A 20207-nucleotide genomic window follows, 5' to 3' on the forward strand; every position below is an offset into this window, starting at 1 on the left:
TCGGTACATATCTGTAATAACTTTAAAGTGTTACACTACAGATTGTTTTAAAACATTCTCTCCATACTGCTTTAGATTCAAACTTGCTTGAAAATCTCTATCTATGATGTTTCCACATTCACATTTATAAATTCTGTCAGACAGTTTCAAATCTTTTTTAATATTTCCACAACAACTACATAGTTTAGAACTTGGAAAGAATCTGTCTGCTATAATGACTGAAATATTATTCCAGTTAGACTTATACTCAATCTGCTTTCTAAATTCATAAAAGCATTGTTGTTGTACTGCTTTGGATAAATGCTTATTTTTCATCATTCCACTTACATTCAAATCTTCCATACAGATAAAACTTGGTTTTCGCTTTATGATTTCAGATGTTGTCTGATGTAAGTAGTTTTGACGAATATTTGTTAATCGTTTTATTACTTTTAAAAGTTCTTTTTCTCTTTTTATTATGTTACTTGTTTTACAATAACTGCCTCCTTTCTTATTTTTCTCATATCTTCTTGATATTGAACGCTGTAACCTGCGTTTTTTCTTTTCTATTTTTCTTACTTTTTGTGTTTTATTTATGTTCTTATAAGTATTTCCATCAGAACAAACTGCTAAGTTTTTAATACCTACATCAATTCCGACACCATCATTTGATGGAAGATTATTATTGTCATCTACTTCAATTCCAATGGATACATACCAATACAATCCATCATATGTAAAGCGTGGATTTAAGTATTTACAGTTCATTGGTATTCTTTCTTTTTCACAAAGTCTAATCCAATTCAATTTTTGTTTATTTCGTCTTTTACTCATTGAAAATCCTTCTACTTTTACATGAGTATCTGTAAACTGAATTTTACCAGTATCTTGATAAAAAGAAGGAGTTGAATGCTTTTTACTTTTAAATTTAGGATATTTGCATTGCCCTTTGAAAAATTTTTTATAGGCATTACAAGCATCTTTGATTGCTTGCTTTGTTACATTATTACTTACTTCATTTAACCATCTATACTCTGGCAGTTTCTTTAGCTGTGTAAATTCTTTTCGTAATTCATTATCCGATAAGAATTTATTTTTTTGCTTATCGTTCTCTTGTTCCTTTGCAATAGCCCAATTGTAAGCAAATCTCGCACATCCAGCATATTGAAATAGTTTAGTAATCTGTTTATTATTTGGGTATAGTCTGATTTTTATTGATTTTATCATTTTTCACTGTCAACCTCAATTAATTCATTTACTAATTTTCTAGCTTTATTAGCACGTTTGCCTTGTAATTTACAACTAAAAACTGTGATAATTTGAACTAAATCTTCTACAAGCTCTTGCTGTTCTGGTTTTTCTGTATTATCAATTATTTCTATGTCACAATTATATAAACTTGCAACATATTCAACGAATTCAAATCCAAATCTTAGTAGTCTGTCTTTGTAAAGAACTACAACTTTTTCCACTTTATTTTGAGATATACGTTTAATTAATTCTCTTAAACCCTTTTTCTTATAATTAATTCCAGAACCTATATCCGAAATTATTTCATAAGGTTTCCCTTGAGCATTTAGATACAGCTTCATATTCTCTATTTGTCTTTCTAAATCATCTTTTTGTTTATTGCTTGAAACTCTGCAATATCCAATGACAATTCTATTCAAATCAGATTTTATATTCATAACCTGATTTAATTGTTCATGAGAATAATATCTGTATCCATTACTAGACACATGATGTGGATGAAGTTTACCGTTTGCATCCCAATTTCTAAGTGTTTGGGCTGATACTCCTAAAATTCTTGAAAATTCTCTGATAGAATAGTATTTACTCATAATTAAAGTTCTTAAAGCCTCCTTTTCAATATTTATATTTTATTCTATCATTAAAACTTATAAAAATCAACACATATTTATAATTTTTTTATAAATTACTCTTAACAGTTGTTAGCCTTCATGGAATACTCCGCAATATTCTTACCAAAAAGATGATAGTCCCCTTCTGTGGCAACATCTAAAATCCCAAGAATATTGAGCAATGTACTCTTTCCCGATCCAGATGTTCCCATAATGGCAACACTCTCTCCACGCTCAATCTGCAAAGACACATGATCCAAGGCATATACTGGCTCATCTTCTCCATATATCTTGCATATATTGTTTAGTTCAATGATTTTATCCATTATCTCACTCCTCGCAATGTATCTGTCAATTTTTCAAATTGAATCTTGTGTATCATATAAAGGAACAAAATAATAAAACATCCCAGACATATCAATACTGGCAATAGCAAAAATTCACTTATGCCACACAGGATGGTTGTTACCAATAAGCTCAATACAATCAACAAAAGATTTTCGATAAAAACTCTCCCCCAAATATCTGTTATCCTTGCCCCACATAACAAGTTAATTCTATACTCGTAGGCACATTCAGACACACGGCGAATCACCAAACAAATCATACTGACAAAAGAAAAGATCAATAAAATGCTACCAAACAAACTATATAAAATCATGGTTTCTACATAGTCATTTTCTATAACTTTAATCTGAGAGCTATAATTCACAAAATATCCATCTGTTACTTTCTGTTGGCGCATTACATTTCTGATTTCTTTCAATTCCTTTTCATTATTGACATATAATTGACAGGAATACATTGCTTGATCCATACCATAAACAGAACTCTTATCTACATTCACGGGTATAATTACACTTTTATCCAAAGAAAATGGCTCTTTTTGTTGAGTTGGTCGAACAAATCTTGCTCCCTTTTTCAGGAAAGCCTCGATCTGAATTTTCCGCTACATTTTCACCTTCAACATAATCTTTTATAGCAGAATTGATCTTTAATGCACAAAATAGCTCTTGATCAAATTTGGCCACACTTGGTGTCCAAGATCCAAAAGAAATTATGCAATGTGGAACTTGCAAGAGATTGATCTTATCCAAAATCGTCTCGATAGTAGGATGTTCCTCTGAAAATTGGATACTCCAGTAATCATCTAACAATATCCCATAGTCCTTTTCTGGTTCATGCCACACCTTTGACATTGCTGAAAATCCCAGTGAAAATGTAAACAAACTCATCACCATAATGAGCCATAACATCTTGGCCTTTAAAATTGTATCTCTCATTGTATTCTATTACTTTCTATTTTTTTACCACTGGATAATAACATTTTTTATATTTATTTGTCAACATTTAATATATATATCTATTAGTATTATGATTCTTTTTTACACTTTTTATGGTTACAAAATAACGAAAAGGACTGCAAAAATTCCCTTTTCGCAGTCCTTTTCTATTCTATTCTCCCAAGCCATTGCCTGTATATAGCTCGTAATATTTTCCTTTCTGATCGAGCAACTCATCATGAGTGCCACGCTCAATAATTCTTCCTTGCTCCAGTACCATAATGCAATCTGCATTTTTAACTGTAGAAAGGCGATGGGCAATGACAAAGGTTGTTCTTCCTATCATCAAAGAGTCCATTCCCGTTTGTACAAGTTGCTCTGTTCTTGTATCAATGGATGATGTCGCCTCGTCAAGAATCAGGGCTGGCGGATCGGCAACGGCGGCCCTTGCAATGGCCAGAAGCTGGCGCTGACCTTGAGAAAGACTTCCGCCCTCCCCATTAATTATGGTGTCATAGCCACTTGGCAACTTTTCAATAAAGTCCGATGCGTTGGCAAGTCTTGCCGCCGCCATACATTCTCCATCCGTTGCCCCCTCTCGACCATAGCGAATATTTTCCATAATACTTCCTGTAAACAGTCTGGTCTCCTGCAGTACAATACCCAAACTCTTTCTTAAATCTGCCTTCTTGATATTAGAAATATTAATTCCATCATAGCGGATTTCTCCCTTTTGAATATCATAGAAGCGATTGATCAAATTGGTAATGGTCGTCTTTCCTGCACCAGTTGAACCGACAAACGCAACCTTTTGTCCCTTTTTGGCAAAGAGATTGATGTCATGCAATACCATTTTCTTGTCTGTATATCCAAAGGTGACATCATCAAGAACAACATCGCCCTCCATCAAGGTATAAACTGGCTGATTGGTCTTTGGATCAATATCCTTCCAAGCCCATTGTTCGGTTCTCTCATCCGTCTCTGTAATATTTCCAAATTCATCGACATCGGCATTGACCAAAGTCACATAGCCCTCATCAAGCTCTGGTACACTGTCCATCACCTCATAGATGCGGTCAGCTCCGGCCACAGCCATGGCAATCGCATTGATTTGCTGAGAAATCTGTGCAAACGGCTGATTAAATCCCTTAACTAAGGTAAGAAATGCCACAAGTGTTCCTAGGGTAACACCAAATTTCCCATTAATGGCAATCACTGCACCGATAATCGCACAGATAACATAATTCATATTTCCTAGCTGTGCCACAACTGGCATAAGAATGTTAGCAAAGGCATTGGCCTGATAAGCACTGTCTCGAAGTTCTTCATTGAGTTTTTGAAATCCCTCAATCGACTCCTCTTCGTGGTTAAAAACCTTAATTACCTTTTGTCCACTCATCATTTCTTCAATATATCCATTTAACTTACCAAGACTTTGCTGTTGACGAATAAAATGTTTTCCTGAACTATCTGCAATTTTCTTACTTGTAAAGAGCATCACCGCAACCAAAATCATGGCAATAATGGTCAATGGAATGGAAAGAATGCACATGGTCACAAACATACTTGCAATCATCATTGCTGAATTGATTATCTGTGGAAATGCCTGTCCAATAAATTGACGGAGAGTATCGGTATCATTGGTGTACACCGACATAATATCACCATGAGAATGGGTATCAAAATATTTGATTGGCAATTTTTCCATGTGACTAAAAAGATTTTCTCTCACACGGCGCATCGTTCCCTGACCGACATTGACCATAATTCTTTGATACATATAAGAACATCCTGCACCGATCAAATAGACAATCACAATCTGTGTCATTGCCTTGGCCAGCGGTCCAAAATCAGGTGATGAACGACCAATCATTGGCGTGATATACTTGTCAATTAATGTCTGCATAAAGGCCGTTCCACGCACATTGGCAATGGCCGATACAATAATACCAATAAATACAAATACCATATGAATGCCATAGTGCTGAAATACAAGTTGCACAATACGCTTCATATTTCTTGACTGCATACCTTTTGCAGCCTGCTTTGCCTCTTTTATTTTATCTTCCATTTATGCACCTACCTTATCAAAATCTCCACTGCCTTCCATCTGAGCCTGTGCCACTGCACGATAAATTTCATTGTTCATAAGAAGATTCTCATGTGTATCTACACCACTAATTCTTCCTCTGTCAAGAACAATAATGCGGTCAGCATCTTTTACCGATGAAATGCGCTGTGCAATAATAATCTTTGTTGTATCTGGAATGTCTTCTCTCAATGCCTTGCGAATTTTAGCATCTGTGGCCGTATCCACCGCAGAAGTAGAATCATCAAAGATAATAACCTTTGGCTTTTTTAGCAGTGCTCTGGCAATGCAAAGACGCTGTTTTTGTCCTCCCGATACATTCGATCCACCCTGTTCAATTCTTGTTTCATACTGATCAGGAAAACGTTCAATAAATTCATCTGCACAGGCAATTTTGCAGGCACGAATACATTCTTCATCTGTTGCATTTTTATCGCCCCAACGCAAATTTTCAAGGATTGTCCCCGTAAATAATTCGTTCTTTTGTAGCACAACGGCCACCTTATCTCGAAGTACTGTCAAATCATACTTTCGAACATCGATTCCTCCAACTTTGACCGTTCCTTCCGTTGTATCATAGAGTCGACTAATTAGATTGACTAGAGAAGTTTTTGAACTTCCAGTTCCACCAATAATACCAATGGTTTCACCTGCACGAATATGAAGGTCAATATCACTGAGAACAAATTTCTTTTTGTCCTTCTTTATTTTCCCATAAGAAAAATTGACATTTTCAAAGTCAATACTGCCATCCTTTACTTCCATCACAGCCTGCTCTGGAGAGGTGATATCGGTCTTTTCTGTCAACACCTCAGCTACACGCTCTGCACTGGCTTCTGACATTGTAATCATAACAAAAGTAAAGGATAAGAGTATCAAACTAATAAAAATATTCATTACATAGGCAAATAAACTGGTCAATTCTCCTGTTGTCAAGCTTCCTGCAACAATATAGTGTGCACCAACCCATGACAAAATTAAAATGCAGGCATAGATGGTCAACATCAATACGGGGAGGTTAATCGCTAACTTTGCCTCTGCCCTCACACCCAAATCATAAATTTTTTGAATGCTATTGCCAAATTTCTTAATTTCATAGTCTTCTTTGACGAAGCTCTTGACTACACGAATTCCTTTGACATTTTCTTCCACACTGGCATTTAAATCGTCATATTTGCGAAATAGCTGACTAAAGAGTTTTGTCGCCGACTTCATAATCAGAAGTAAAACTGCTGCAAGAAAAATAATTGCCACCAAAAAAATCAATGCAATTTTAGGACTGATAATGGTTGTCATTACAAATGCTGCAATCATCATTGCTGGTGCACGCATCATCATTCGAATCATCATTTGATAAGAATTTTGAATGTTGGTGACATCCGTGGTCAATCGAGTCACTAGACCTGCGGTTGAATACTTATCAATATTGGAAAAAGAAAATGTTTGTATATTCTTATACATTCCCTCTCTTAAGTTGGCAGCAAATCCACTACTGGCGTAGGCCGCATACCGTCCACAGAACACGCCACAAGTCAATGAGGCTGCAGACAAACAAACCATCACCACACCATAGAAAAATACATTGCCCATATTTCCAGCATTTACGCCCTTATCAAGAATTTTACTCATCATAAATGGAATTAAAATCTCAAAGATAGCCTCCGCAACTATTAAAAATATAGACATATAGGTCGCACTTTTATACTTTCCAATGCGACTCCATAAAACTTTTAGCATAGGACTCCCTCCTTTAAATTTTCATAAATCGTTTGTAGCAGAACAATCAATTCCTCCCTTTCCGCTGGGGAAAGCGGTGCAAGAAGCCTTTTTTCTGACTCCATATGTTCCATTTGAAAATTCTCATGTAAAACATTCGATTTTTCAGTCAATACCACTTGTTTTGAAAATCTTCCCTCCTTAATAATTTTTGTTTGAATAAAGCCTTTGCTCTCCAAACGCTTCAATATTCCCACAGTTGTCGGATGAGAAACTTCCAAATATTGCTCAATTTCTTTTTGTGTGACCATCTTATTCTGATTTTCTCGCAAATATTTTAATACATACATCTGTGACATCGTTAAATCATACTTCTTTAAGACATCATTAAATCTTTTGCTAAGTGCATCATGAATTTGCTTAATTAAAAATCCCGCATCACATTTTCTGTTCATCTTACCTCCTGTCCTTGTAATCAATAAAACAAGTGTAGCGTGCTATATATTAACACGCTACACTTAAAATTGCAATACTTTTTGCCAGCCTACATTGTATTCATCCTCGGCATTCGGCTCGAATGACAACTAAAATAAATCATCTGATATTCCTTAGAAATTTTCTCCAAAAACTTCATCGCCTCACCCATTTTTGAATTGTCGAGATTGACAAATGGATCATCTAAAATTAAAAACGGTTTTTCGACGACATACATCGTTTCAATCAGAGCCATTCGCATACAAAGTCCAATTAAATCCCTATAGCCTTCGCTCATGGAGGAAATCTCTCTCTGTTTTCCTGCACTCCTTAGCGATAAATTTAAGTGATCATCGAGTACAAACTCCTCATTACTTTTTCCTGTAAGCAATGCATAATATTTGTCAAATGCTACTTTTATTGGCTCCATATACTTCGTTCCAAAATTTTTCCTCGCCTCTTCTAAATGTAACTTGCTCTTACACAAGAGGTCATATCGCTCTTTTTCTTCCCTGTACTCCTCCTTCGCTCGCTCATAAAGTGCTTGAATTTCCATTCTCTCATCATAACTTCTTTGTAAGCTATGCATCTCTTCCTTAATACTGGCCAATTCTTGATCATACTTTTTGATCACAGCCATCATCTCAGCTAATTCTCTATTTTCTTTTTCTGGAACAGTCTCTTCCTCTTTCTCGCTCTCGCATCCTGGATTTGCTGCAATAAATTTCTTTAAAATTTCTTCGCTTGTCTGCTTAGTCTTCTTTAAACGGGAAAGCTCTGTCACATCCGAAAGCATCTGATCCAGTTGTGCTACCATATCTTCATTCACTGAAAATCCAGTACTACGCAAATACTTTTCCACTGTATCCACTTTCTTTTGATGTTCTATCTTTAATTTCTCTAATTCTTTCAATTCCTCTCGTTCTTCTTCTGACCATACTTCTTCACTTTGGTCAGGAAGTGAACTCTCTTCTCTCTCTCCCACTAATTCCTTAATCTCTAACAATGCACGAACAAAAAAAAGTAACCCTGCCACTGCTCCGAGCATTGCGGAAATAGAAAAGGCCAAGACAATGCCTCGAAGAGCAACTGCTCCAACCACACAGAGAACAAAAAACAGACCACTGGCCACCAGTTTTAATTTTACCTCAGGCAAAATGCTGACATCAAAGACCTCCTCTGCGTGAGAACGGCTCGGAACTTTATCTGCAAACTTTTGTTCCTTTATATGGATTTCTTCCTGCTCTGGCTGTATTTCATGGGCCATCTGTCGAATGACTTGTAAAATCTCAATTTGTGGCACTGTCTTTGGGAAATCTTTTCGCTTCTTATCATAGTTTTCCTTCGCCCTCGTAAATTCCTCTGTCCGAGCAAGATACTCTTGATGAAGCATTGCTTTCTCTTTTCCTTTTCCCTTCTGTGAAAGCTCAGTAGAAAGTTGTTCCTGTTTAGCTAAACATTGCTTTCTCTTTTCCAGACATTCTTTTTCTTTTTGCTGAAGCTCATCTATTTTCTCTTCAATATCTTGACTCTTTGCCAGAATGGACTCCACCCCTGAGATACTCTTTTCTAATTTATAGAGACTTCCCTCCTTATTTTCTGGGCTCATCTCTAAGATCTTTTCTTGCAATCTCTGCCAAGCCTTCTCATAGTCTTCAATATCTTCTATCTTTTTTGCCACATTTCCAATTCTTTTTTGAATTTGTGTTGTCGCATTGGTTTCACAATCGTCTTGTCCAATAAAAATACTTCTCATAAATGACTCTGCATCAATAGAAAAGACTTCCTCACCAATTTTTTCACTATAATCTACGGACGGCAAATTCTTAATTGCATCATATAGTACAAAGCGATCTTCACTTTTTGTCTTTCCAAAAGTACGCTCAATGCGATATTTTTTCTTTCCCACAGCAAAAGTGAGCTGTCCACCGTAGACACCGCCCTGCCAAGGATCATACTTTTTTCTTTCATTTTCTACAACACTACTCTTGTTCTCATTTTGAAATCCGAAGAACATAATGCGAATAAAAGCTGCAAGTGTACTCTTCCCCCAGCCATTATTTTCCAACAATAAGTTACTCTCCTCATTAAATTGGACATCAAAGTTTTTCAATTTTCCAAAATTTTCAATATGTGCCTTCTCTAATTTCATAAACAAAAACTCCTCCCATTTCATTATAACAAAATGGAAGGAAAATGGAAAATTATATTTTATATTCTTCTTGCTTTGCTCCAAGAATCTCTCTTGCATTTTTTACTCGTTCCTCACTTGGACTATCGATTCCCCTTAGAGGATAGTCAATTCCCATATCCTCATACTTGTGAATCGCCAAGGTGTGGTATGGCAAGACCTCTACTTTTTCTACATTGGAAAGTGTGTCAATAAAGGCACGAAGTGCATGTAAGTCCTCATCAAAGTCACTTCTTGTTGGGACTAAGACATGGCGAATCCAAATCGGTTTGTGAATTTCTGACAGATATCTTGCCATATCAAGGATATTTTCATTTTGCACACCTGTGAGCAATTTGTGTCGCTTAGGATTGATTTCCTTAATATCTAAGAGCAATAGATCTGTGTACTTCATCAATTCCTTAAACTTTTCAAAGAACTCTCCCTCCCTAGTAAATGGGTTTCCTGCGGTATCAATACAAGTATGGATTCCTTCCTTTTTACATTTTTTAAAGAATTCAATGAGAAAATCAATTTGTAAAAGTGGCTCACCGCCACTGACAGTGATTCCTCCATCCTTTCCCCAATAAGATTTATAGCGCAGGGCCTTTTGTAATAGCTCATCTGAGGTCATTACCTGATTTTTTTTGTCACTCCAAGTATCTGGATTGTGACAATATTGGCAACGCATATGACACCCTTGCACAAAGATGACAAAACGTACACCCGGTCCATCTACAGAACCAAAACTTTCTAATGAATGAATATTTGCTGTTTCCATATTTTCTCCTCTTACAAAGAAAGCCCGAACCATTTGGCTCGGGCAATCTGTTTCATTTTTTATTACATTCTAGCGTGGCAAGTTCTTGAAATAACATCTAACTGCTGTTCTCTTGTCAAGTCAATGAACTTCACAGCATATCCAGAAACACGGATTGTAAAGTTTGCATACTCTTCCTTCTCTGGATGCTCCATTGCGTCCTTCAACTTCTCAACACCAAATACATTGACATTGAGATGATGTGCACCCTGATCGAAGTAGCCATCCATTACCTGCACAAGCTTTTCCTTTTGCTCATCCTCGCTATGTCCAAGAGCACCTGGGTTAATGGTCTGTGTATTTGAAATTCCGTCCAATGCATACTCATATGGCAACTTTGCTACAGAATTTAGTGAAGCCAACAATCCGCTCTTTTCTGCACCATAACTTGGGTTTGCACCTGGTGAAAGTGGCTCTCCAGCCTTTCTTCCATCTGGCATACTTCCTGTTGCCTTACCATATACAACATTGGAAGTAATCGTAAGGATAGATGTCGTTGCCTCTGAATTTCTGTAAGTATGTCTCTTCTTTACCTTCTCAAGGAATGTCTTTAAAAGCCATACTGCAATGTCATCTGCTCTGTCATCATCATTTCCGTATCTTGGGAAGTCACCCTCTGTCTCAAAGTCAAGCACCATTCCGGACTCATCACGAATTGTCTTTACCTTTGCATACTTAATAGCTGACAAGGAATCAACTACATGAGAAAATCCTGCAATACCTGTAGCAAATGTTCTGCGCACATCTGTATCAATCAGAGCCATCTCAGCAGCCTCATAGTAATATTTGTCATGCATATACTGAATTGCATTTAATGTGTTGACATACAATCCAGCCAACCAATCCATCATGACATCATACTTCTTCATTACTTCATCATAATCAAGATACTCTGATGTAATTGGCACATACTCTGGAGCAACTTGTTGCTTTGTCTTCATATCCTTTCCACCATTGATGGCGTAAAGAAGACACTTTGCAAGGTTTGCTCTTGCACCAAAGAACTGCATCTCCTTTCCTGTCTGTGTAGCAGATACACAGCAGCAGATGGAATAGTCATCGCCCCATACTGGACGCATGACATCATCATTTTCGTACTGAACAGAGCTTGTGCGAACTGAAATCACTGCCGCATACTTTTTAAATGTCTCTGGCAATCTACTTGAATAGAGTACAGTAAGGTTTGGCTCAGGTGAAGGTCCCATGTTCTCCAATGTGTGCAAGAATCTGAAATCATTCTTTGTTACCATTGATCTTCCGTCCATGCCCATACCAGCAACTTCCAATGTTGCCCAAACTGGGTCGCCAGAGAAGAGCTCATTGTAAGAAGGAATTCTTGCAAACTTCACCATTCTAAACTTCATAACGAGGTGGTCAATCAACTCCTGTGCCTCGCTCTCTGTCAATGTTCCATTCTCCAAATCTCTCTGAATATAGATGTCAAGGAAGGTAGACACACGACCAACACTCATCGCAGCACCGTTTTGTGTCTTAATTGCTGCAAGATATCCAAAGTATAACCACTGTACAGCTTCCTTTGCATTCGTTGCTGGCTTAGAAATGTCATAGCCATAAACCTTTGCCATTTCCTTCATATCATTGAGTGCCTTAATCTGATCAGCCAATTCCTCACGAAGACGGATAACCTCATCAAACATTGTTCCATCGCCACAATTTGTCCAATCTTCCTTCTTCTTCTCAATCAAAAAGTCAATACCATAGAGTGCCACTCTTCTGTAATCACCTACAATACGACCACGGCCATAAGTGTCTGGAAGACCTGTAATGATCTTATTGTGTCTTGCAGCCAACATCTCTGGTGTATATACATCAAACACAGCCTGATTATGAGTCTTGTGATATTCAGTAAAGATCTTTGTGAACTTCTCATTGGTCTTATAGCCATACTTTTCTGCTGCCTGTACTGCCATCTTAATACCACCATATGGCATAAATGCTCTCTTCAATGGCTTGTCTGTCTGAAGACCAACAACCTTTTCCAAGTCCTTTAAATCTTCCTTGATGTATCCTGGGCCATAGGCCTTGATGCCAGATACGACTTCTGTCTCACACTCTAGCACACCGCCTCTAGCTCTCTCCTCTTTCTGTAACTTCTGTAACTCGCCCCAAAGCTTATCTGTTGCCTCTGTTGGTCCAGCTAAAAACGCCTCATCACCATCATAAGGTGTGTAGTTTTCCTGTACGAAATCGCGCACATCTACATCATCTCTCCACTTTTTTCCCTTAAATCCTTCCCATCCTTGATTTGCCATAATCTCTCCTTCGGCTCTCGCCATTATGTATGTTTATGTTAAGTTTCCCTAACTTCTTTCTACGGTTACATAATAACAAATGTATACAATGCTTGCAAGCCTTTTCTTCTATGTTTTTGATTTAGTACATCCTTACTGATTTATTAGTATATAGAGATAAATTACTCAACTATATTCCTTAAAAAGTGCAATAAAAATAGCACGACAACGCCATTATTGACGAAGTCGTGCTATCTTTATATTTTATGGATTTAAGCATCTTCCTGCCGCATCAAAGCGATAGGTCTTTCTATATTTTTTCATATAGATTGAGGTATTCGCTGCCATCTTTCCACTGCCTGTGACATAGTACCAATAACCATCTCTTCCCTTAATCCATGCATCATAGGCCATTCTTCCATTGTGATGGAAGTAATAATATCCGCTCTTCATTCCCACCCACTGACTGGATGCCATTGCACCATTGGAGTGAACATAGTAATAAGGATTTCTTGACCCAATCCATTGATTTGCTGCCATGGCACCACTGCTCTTAAAGTAATACCACACGCCACCAATCTGTCTCCAACCTGTGGCCATTGCACCATTACTACCAAAGTAATACCACACACCACCGATCTGTCTCCAACCTGTGGCATTTCTTCCACCACTTGTATAGTACCAGGTATTTCCGGATTTTACCCAACCACCACCTGATCCTGAACCACTACTTGCGTAATTTCCACCACCACTACCTCTTGAAAACGGCATATATCCATGGCTTGCAAGTTCGTCAAAACTATGGGTAGAGACAATGGCCTGTGCTGGTGTCTGCTCATAGCAAACCACATTTGTCCCTTGAACACTTTCAACCAAAATGACATGTCCGACCTTTACCATGGCATCACCCGAATGCATCCTTCGATAAGATGCCTTTAAGTCTGCTGCAGATGGAGCATTGGCATTGTAACTTCCCACCTTTGCATATCTTCCACTCCGAATTCCCGCAACAAAACCTGAAGTATTGTTTCTTGGAATTCCCCAAGCATAGCTGACAAAGCCCGAACAGTCATTTCCATACATTGGCATTGTCTTTCCACCATTGCTAAATGTAGTGTAAAAATCCGCCTTACTCAAAGTTCCTGGAAAACTTAAATTGTCTTCTTGATGAGGTGTCTGTGAATAGGGAATTCCTCGGTAGGTCACGCCCGCCTGAAACACCTTCGTTCCTCTCCATCCCATCAAGTTTTTTGTCGGTCTCCAAGTGAGATTGACCATTGCCTTTGCTTTGTCCATAATTGGCTTTTGTGCACTGGTATAGGATCCAGATACTCGACTGGCAGAGCTGGCTACGAGATTATCCACGGTCACTTGAATGCTGGCTTCTTTGCCACGAAACTTTACTGTGACCATAGCCGTTCCCTTTCCAACACCAATCAGTCTTCCCTGTTGGGCAATGACCACATCTGTATTGTCACTCTCCCAGAGTGCAATCGGTGACACATTAAAGTACTGCCCCTTAGCCTGCCAAATAGCATCCACATAAGTAGAATATCCTGTACCACTAATGTTGGCACTTTGCTGGGCAATGCTTAGGCTGGCCTCAAAATTAATATCACTGACGCCCTTGTCCAAAATGGGATAATAATCCTGTTCATTGATGTCCATCTCATCATTATAGAGTGCTGCTGATTGATTGATGACATCATTTTGATTTGTACTCTGTGGCAGTGTAATCTCTGGATCTGCATGGACATTGAGCACACAGACCATCGAAATCATTGCCGCAATTGATAAGATCTTCTTTAAAATTTGCATATTGCCTTCCTAGTTCTTAAATGAATGGATTGGTGCAGGGATTCTTCCCCCTCTGTCGACAAAATTTGCACAGGAAAATGTATTGACCTGCATAATTGGTGCATAACCCAACAATCCTCCAAATTCAACAGTTTCTCCCACGCCTTTTCCAATCACTGGAATCACACGTACAGCCGTTGTCTTTTGATTGACCATTCCAATTGCAGCCTCATCGGCAATAATTCCTGCAATCGTAGTATCCGGTGTATCCCCTGGAATGGCAATCATATCTAATCCCACGGAGCAAACACAAGTCATGGCCTCTAACTTTTCAATGGTCAAAGAACCCAAATTGACGGCATCAATCATTCCCTGATCTTCACTGACTGGAATAAATGCTCCTGAAAGACCACCGACATAGGACGAAGCCATAACGCCACCCTTCTTTACTTGGTCATTGAGCATGGCAAGTGCTGCGGTGGTTCCTGGTGCTCCCACCCTTTCAAGTCCAATCTCTTCTAGGATTTCTGCAACCGAATCACCAATAGCTGGTGTTGGTGCAAGCGAAAGATCAATAATACCAAATGGCACGCCAAGGCGTTTACTTGCCTCTTGGGCAACCAGCTGTCCCACTCTTGTAATCTTAAATGCCGTCCTTTTAATTGTATTGCAAAGAACACCAAAGTTCTTACCTCTTGCTTCCTCAATGGCGGCCTTGACCACACCTGGGCCACTGACACCGACATTGATAATGGAGTCCGCCTCTGTCACACCATGGAATGCACCTGCCATAAATGGATTGTCATCTGGTGCATTACAAAAGACAACTAATTTTGCACAGCCAAGAGAATCATTGTCCTTGGTGGCCTCTGCTGTCTTCTTGATAATACTACCCATCAATCGAACAGCATCCATATTTAGTCCTGTCTTTGTTGAACCCAAATTGACAGAGCTACACACAATATCTGTCGATGCAAGTGCCTGAGGAATCGATTCAATCAGCATCTTGTCTGCCGTTGTCATTCCCTTGCAGACAATGGCAGAATAGCCACCGAGAAAGTTAACACCAACCTCCTTGGCTGCCTTGTCAAGAGTCTTTGCGATTGCTACAAAGTCTTCTGGATTTTTGCAGGCACTGCCACCAATCAATGCAATAGGTGTGACAGAGATTCTCTTATTGACAATGGGAATTCCAAACTCCTTACTAATTGCCTCACCGACACTGACTAAATTCTTTGCATATGAAGTAATCTTGTGATAAATCTTTTCATTCAGGCGGTCCAAATCTGCATCGATACAATCGAGCAAACTGATTCCCATGGTAATTGTGCGGACATCCAAGAGGTTGTCAGAAATCATCTTGTTTGTCTCAAATACTTCATTCATGTTTAACATTGTATCTATTCTCCCTATACTCAGTTCTGCCTATTATACGCGATGCATCATATCAAAAATCTCAGACCTCTGTGCCAGAATCTGCACACCAAGCTCTTTTCCAAGCTTTGCTGTATCATCTGCAATCGTCTGAAAATCCTTTGTTGACTCCGCTGCGTTGACAATCATCATCATATTGAAGTATCCATCTACAATGGTCTGTGTGATATTCAATACATTAATTCCTGTCTGTGCAAGATAGGTACATACATTTGCAATAATACCTACACTGTCCTTGCCCACTACACTAATAATTACTTTTTCCATTATTCTTCCCTCACTTTAAATAATCTATCAAAACTCAACAACACTGGAAATCGCATCGCGTTTTGCCACTTCAATTGGAAAGTCACTTCCTCGATAGGGTCCTTCTCCTACATTAATTTCCTCTTGCACGGTTGCAAATGCAATTTCTGGGAGATTATTTTCCTTAGACAAATGACCAAGGAAAATATGTTTCATGCCACTATGTAAAATTTGATTAATTAACTTTCCTCCATTTTCATTGGACAAATGTCCTCTGTTCCCCAAAATGCGACGCTTTATCGAATATGGATATCTCCCACATTCTAACATACGCACATCATGATTGGACTCAATGATGGCCACATCCAAACCCTGTAAATTCTTTACTATATACTCATCAAAATACCCCAAATCTGTTGCCACCGCCACATGTTTATCTTGACAACTAACTCGATAGGCCACAGGATCTACAGCATCATGAGCAATAGAAAAGGGACGAATACATAAATCCCCCAACATAAATGCCTGATCTTTCTTTACATTGATCCATTCTGTGTCCTCTCTCATCTTTCCCATCGCCTTGATGACCTGAATCGTTCCTTCTGTAGAGTATATTGGAATTTGATGCTTTTTTGCAAGTACAGAAAGCCCTCGAATATGATCTAAATGTTCGTGGGTAACACAAATTCCACTCAAATCTCTCATGTCTACACCAATTTCATTCAATCGCTCTTCAATCTTTTTATTGCTAATTCCTACATCGACAAGAATGTGCGTGTGGTCAGATCCGATGTAGATGGCATTTCCACTGCTTCCACTGGCCAGTGTCACTACTCTCAACTTTTTGCCTCCATTAACCGCAGATGGATTTGCTCTTCCAAATCCTTTTTACTGCCATCATTGTAGAGAACTTGATCACAAAATTTCATATATTCCTCTTTTGATGGCTGCCTTTTTATCATACTCTCTATTCTCTCCTGTGTATACCCTCTGCTTTCTTTTAGACGCATACAGCGAAGATTTTGTGGCGTGTCGACATACCACGCCACATCAAACAACTTCTTTTTTGGAAAAAGTGCCGCCTCGACAACAATCAAATCATACGCTTTTCTTTCTCTAGCAATATCTTCCTCAATTTTCTTCCACACAAGGGGATGAATCACCTGATTGACTCTATCCAGTAATTGAGGATGATGATATAAAATATTGGCCATCTTTTCTCTATCAAGCTCACCATCTTCTCTACAAACACTATCTCCTAAAATGTCAATAATAACCAAATATCCTGCCTCTTTCCTTTGATACAACTGATGGGCCACCTTGTCCGCCTCAATAATATAAGCAAAATATTTTTCCCTCAAAATGTCAAGCACCGTGCTTTTTCCTGCACCCACTCCACCAAATATCCCAAGAACCATTACTTTGCCTCCAACCAAGTTTTTCCGATATGGGCAGAAACTTCCAATGTAACTGCCAATTTTGCTGCATTTTTCATGCATTCTTCGACAATACTCTGCACCTCTTGTGCATCACCTTCCTTGACTTCCACCAATAATTCATCATGCACCTGTAATACAATTCTTGCCTCCAATCCGCTTTTCTTTAGCCCCTCATCGACAGCAATCATGGCGATCTTCATAATATCTGCTGCCGTTCCCTGAATTGGAGAATTCATTGCCACACGATCTCCAAAAGATCTTTGCATAAAATTTGAACTTCGAATCTCTGGAATTGGGCGAATTCTGCCAAACATTGTCTTGACAAATCCCTGCTTTCTGGCCAGCTTAACATTCTCATCCAAAAAGCTCTTTACCTTTGGGAAAGAGGCAAAATAATTGTTGATATATTCTTGTGCTTCCTTCCTAGAAATGGTTAAATCCTCAGAAAGCCCAAAGGCAGAAATGCCATAGACAACACCAAAATTGACAGCCTTGGCATTTCTTCTTTGTTGCTTTGTCACTTCATTGAGCGGAACATGAAAGACATTCGCTGCTGTAGCTGCGTGAATGTCCATGGACTGGCGATAAGATTCAATCAATTTTTCATCCCCTGACATTGACGCCAATATTCTCAATTCAATCTGTGAATAATCGGCATCGACAAATACACAGCCCTTCGCCGGCACAAAGATATCTCGAAGTCGACTGCCCATCTCTGTTCGCACAGGAATATTTTGAAGATTTGGCTCTGCACTCGACAATCTTCCTGTAGCTGTCACTGTCTGGTGAAAAATACCATGAATCCGTCCATCATCTTCAATATAGCCAATCAATCCCTTGACATAGGTGGAATAGAGCTTCGTTAATTGCCGATAGGACAAAATCTTTTTAATTACAGAATAGTCTGGTGCCAACTTCTCAAGCACATCTGCAGCCGTAGAATAGCCCGTCTTTGTCTTTTTTCCCCCTGGAATTTCCATCTTTTCAAATAAAATCTCTCCCAGTTGTTTTGGCGAGTTAATATTAAATTCTTCACCTGTTTCTGCATAAATCTCTCTCTCCACATTTTCTATCAATGCAGATAACTTCTCGCCATACGCCCGCAGTCGCTCTCGATCGACACCAATGCCTGCAATCTCCATTTCTGCCAAAACATAGACTAGTGGCATCTCTATCTCAAAATAGAGGCTTTCCATTCCGCCAGTTTTTATTTCTTCCAACAGTGTTTTCCTAGACATATAGGCAATATTTGCCATCCATCCTAGATATTCAATGGCAGATGAATTTCTCTCTTTCAATTCTTCCCAGACATCCTTCTTTTCAAGTAAATCTTGCCTTGACGGAATAATCTGATTCAGCAAATCCCTTGCGACATCCTCGGCCTGATAACTATCCTTTAGTGGATTTATTAAATAGGCCGCAATCGAAAGATCAAAAACATTTTTTCTTCTCTGTGTGCCCATCACCTTAAGAAGTGGCTTGACATCAAAGATAAAAATATTCTTTAAGCAAAATAGCTCCTTCACTTGCTCCTCAATCCACGAAGAATCAATTTCTCCTCCAGAAATCAAGACAAATACTTCTTCTTGATTGATGCTAAGGCTAACTGCTCCAAGTCCATCAACCAGATGCTCATCAAATGGATTGCTTTGTTTCGCCAGGCACACACCCACCCCGATATCTTGACTTTGCAAAACTTTTTGCATCACTGCCTTTGCAGCTTCCATTGTATCGACACAGCTAAATTTGATCTCCTTACTTGCTTCCATACGAAATGCCCCCGTCTCATATCGCTTTTGCAAGGACTTAAACTCCAGCCTTTTCATATATTGAAAGCTCTCTGGCGTGTACAAATTTCCTATTTTCATTGCCTCTAGATCTGAGGAAAGATCTACATCAAGACAAATCGTTGCCAACCACTTTGAAAGTTTTGCCTGTTCATAGTACTCTTCTAGCATCTTTGATGCCCTTGGCGGCTTCAATTCACTCACATGATCATAGGCATTTTCAATACTTTTATATTCATGAATAATCTTTATTGCCGTCTTTTCACCAATACTTGGCACTCCAGGAATATTGTCGGAAGCATCGCCCATCAAGGCCTTGACATCAATAAACTCCTTTGGCGTAACTTGGTATTCCTCAAAAACATCCCTTGGATAGTAATCTGTGACCGTCGTCTTTCCCTTTGATGTCTTTGGAATACGCAGTTTAATATGCTCGTCGACAAGTTGCAAAAGATCTCGATCACCTGAAAGAATGCTCACCTCAATCTCCTCTGATTGATAACGCTTTGCCAATGTTCCAATAATATCATCGGCCTCAAAGCCCTCTTTTTCAAAAATCGGAACATTCATTGACTTTAGCACTTCTTTTATTAAAGGAACTTGCTCCTTCAATTCCTCTGGCATTCCCTTTCTCGTGCCCTTGTAGTCCTCAAACTTTTGGTGGCGAAATGTCTTCGCATTCACATCAAATGCCACAGCCAAATAGTCTGCCTTTTCCTCATCTAAAATTTTAAACATAATATTTAAAAATCCAAAGACAGCATTTGTGTGCAATCCAACTGAATTTGTCAATGAAGGAACACCATAAAATGCCCTATTTAAAATACTATGTCCATCAATCAGAACTAGTTTCTTCATT

General features: G+C 38.6%; 17 protein-coding genes. All 17 read right to left on the reverse strand.

The genetic code is table 11. The features are described from left to right. Positions 1 to 30 precede the first annotated feature (30 nt). Positions 31 to 1206, reverse strand: coding sequence for a transposase (locus J5A74_09705; GenBank protein ID QUI95631.1), 1176 nt, complete (start codon positions 1204 to 1206; stop codon positions 31 to 33). After that, complete coding sequence (locus tag J5A74_09710) at positions 1203 to 1820, reverse strand: IS607 family transposase (protein ID QUI95632.1); 618 nt, start codon at positions 1818 to 1820, stop codon at positions 1203 to 1205. Before J5A74_09710 ends, J5A74_09705 begins: the two co-directional genes overlap by 4 nt. 101 nt (positions 1821 to 1921) lie before the next feature. Beyond that, on the reverse strand, positions 1922 to 2167 hold the full coding sequence (locus J5A74_09715) for an ATP-binding cassette domain-containing protein (protein QUI95633.1): 246 nt from the start codon (positions 2165 to 2167) through the stop codon (positions 1922 to 1924). Further along, positions 2167 to 2688 (reverse strand): hypothetical protein, encoded by a 522-nt coding sequence (locus J5A74_09720; protein ID QUI95634.1) that lies wholly within the window; start codon positions 2686 to 2688, stop codon positions 2167 to 2169. The genes J5A74_09715 and J5A74_09720 overlap by 1 nt, the downstream gene beginning before the upstream one ends. A 16-nt stretch (positions 2689 to 2704) precedes the next feature. Next, positions 2705 to 3124: a hypothetical protein gene (locus tag J5A74_09725; protein ID QUI95635.1), complete on the reverse strand. Its 420-nt coding sequence runs from the start codon at positions 3122 to 3124 to the stop codon at positions 2705 to 2707. A 172-nt stretch (positions 3125 to 3296) separates the two neighbouring features. After that, positions 3297 to 5195 (reverse strand): ABC transporter ATP-binding protein, encoded by a 1899-nt coding sequence (locus tag J5A74_09730; GenBank protein ID QUI95636.1) that lies wholly within the window; start codon positions 5193 to 5195, stop codon positions 3297 to 3299. After that, entirely contained in the window at positions 5196 to 6950 is a 1755-nt protein-coding gene (locus tag J5A74_09735; protein QUI95637.1) for an ABC transporter ATP-binding protein, read from the reverse strand. After that, complete coding sequence (locus J5A74_09740; protein ID QUI95638.1) at positions 6944 to 7384, reverse strand: MarR family transcriptional regulator; 441 nt, start codon at positions 7382 to 7384, stop codon at positions 6944 to 6946. Before J5A74_09740 ends, J5A74_09735 begins: the two co-directional genes overlap by 7 nt. Positions 7385 to 7473: 89 nt before the next feature. Then, a complete protein-coding gene (locus tag J5A74_09745; GenBank protein ID QUI95639.1) occupies positions 7474 to 9555 on the reverse strand; it encodes an AAA family ATPase in 2082 nt (693 codons plus the stop codon). 52 nt (positions 9556 to 9607) lie between these two features. Then, on the reverse strand, positions 9608 to 10354 hold the full coding sequence (gene pflA / locus J5A74_09750; GenBank protein QUI95640.1) for a pyruvate formate lyase-activating protein: 747 nt from the start codon (positions 10352 to 10354) through the stop codon (positions 9608 to 9610). Positions 10355 to 10416: 62 nt separating this feature from the next. After that, positions 10417 to 12666, reverse strand: a complete 2250-nt coding sequence (pflB, locus tag J5A74_09755) for a formate C-acetyltransferase (protein ID QUI95641.1) — start codon at positions 12664 to 12666, stop codon at positions 10417 to 10419. A gap of 243 nt (positions 12667 to 12909) precedes the next feature. Beyond that, positions 12910 to 14463: an N-acetylmuramoyl-L-alanine amidase family protein gene (locus J5A74_09760; GenBank protein QUI95642.1), complete on the reverse strand. Its 1554-nt coding sequence runs from the start codon at positions 14461 to 14463 to the stop codon at positions 12910 to 12912. A gap of 9 nt (positions 14464 to 14472) precedes the next feature. Beyond that, a complete protein-coding gene (locus tag J5A74_09765; protein ID QUI95643.1) occupies positions 14473 to 15837 on the reverse strand; it encodes a PFL family protein in 1365 nt (454 codons plus the stop codon). 33 nt (positions 15838 to 15870) lie between these two features. After that, positions 15871 to 16143: an ACT domain-containing protein gene (locus tag J5A74_09770; GenBank protein QUI95644.1), complete on the reverse strand. Its 273-nt coding sequence runs from the start codon at positions 16141 to 16143 to the stop codon at positions 15871 to 15873. A gap of 27 nt (positions 16144 to 16170) precedes the next feature. Continuing rightward, positions 16171 to 16962, reverse strand: coding sequence for an MBL fold metallo-hydrolase (locus tag J5A74_09775; GenBank protein ID QUI95645.1), 792 nt, complete (start codon positions 16960 to 16962; stop codon positions 16171 to 16173). Next, on the reverse strand, positions 16959 to 17540 hold the full coding sequence (coaE, locus tag J5A74_09780) for a dephospho-CoA kinase (protein ID QUI95646.1): 582 nt from the start codon (positions 17538 to 17540) through the stop codon (positions 16959 to 16961). Before coaE ends, J5A74_09775 begins: the two co-directional genes overlap by 4 nt. Then, positions 17540 to 20206, reverse strand: a complete 2667-nt coding sequence (gene polA, locus J5A74_09785) for a DNA polymerase I (GenBank protein QUI95647.1) — start codon at positions 20204 to 20206, stop codon at positions 17540 to 17542. The genes coaE and polA overlap by 1 nt, the downstream gene beginning before the upstream one ends. Between the last annotated feature and the right edge of the window lies 1 nt (position 20207).

The organism is Lachnospiraceae bacterium oral taxon 096, assembly GCA_018141845.1.
Lineage (GTDB): Bacteria > Bacillota > Clostridia > Lachnospirales > Lachnospiraceae > F0428.

Bases quoted from the DNA above. Each gene is read 5' to 3' on its own strand.
- J5A74_09735 (QUI95637.1), bottom strand. From the start codon at position 6,950: ATGCTAAAAGTTTTATGGAGTCGCATTGGAAAGTATAAAAGTGCGACC.
- J5A74_09705 (QUI95631.1), bottom strand. From the start codon at position 1,206: ATGATAAAATCAATAAAAATCAGACTATACCCAAATAATAAACAGATT.
- polA (QUI95647.1), bottom strand. From the start codon at position 20,206: ATGAAGAAACTAGTTCTGATTGATGGACATAGTATTTTAAATAGGGCA.
- J5A74_09745 (QUI95639.1), bottom strand. From the start codon at position 9,555: ATGAAATTAGAGAAGGCACATATTGAAAATTTTGGAAAATTGAAAAAC.
- J5A74_09740 (QUI95638.1), bottom strand. From the start codon at position 7,384: ATGAACAGAAAATGTGATGCGGGATTTTTAATTAAGCAAATTCATGAT.
- J5A74_09760 (QUI95642.1), bottom strand. From the start codon at position 14,463: ATGCAAATTTTAAAGAAGATCTTATCAATTGCGGCAATGATTTCGATG.
- J5A74_09765 (QUI95643.1), bottom strand. From the start codon at position 15,837: ATGTTAAACATGAATGAAGTATTTGAGACAAACAAGATGATTTCTGAC.
- J5A74_09715 (QUI95633.1), bottom strand. From the start codon at position 2,167: ATGGATAAAATCATTGAACTAAACAATATATGCAAGATATATGGAGAA.
- J5A74_09725 (QUI95635.1), bottom strand. From the start codon at position 3,124: ATGAGAGATACAATTTTAAAGGCCAAGATGTTATGGCTCATTATGGTG.
- J5A74_09770 (QUI95644.1), bottom strand. From the start codon at position 16,143: ATGGAAAAAGTAATTATTAGTGTAGTGGGCAAGGACAGTGTAGGTATT.
- J5A74_09730 (QUI95636.1), bottom strand. From the start codon at position 5,195: ATGGAAGATAAAATAAAAGAGGCAAAGCAGGCTGCAAAAGGTATGCAG.
- coaE (QUI95646.1), bottom strand. From the start codon at position 17,540: ATGGTTCTTGGGATATTTGGTGGAGTGGGTGCAGGAAAAAGCACGGTG.
- pflA (QUI95640.1), bottom strand. From the start codon at position 10,354: ATGGAAACAGCAAATATTCATTCATTAGAAAGTTTTGGTTCTGTAGAT.
- J5A74_09710 (QUI95632.1), bottom strand. From the start codon at position 1,820: ATGAGTAAATACTATTCTATCAGAGAATTTTCAAGAATTTTAGGAGTA.
- pflB (QUI95641.1), bottom strand. From the start codon at position 12,666: ATGGCAAATCAAGGATGGGAAGGATTTAAGGGAAAAAAGTGGAGAGAT.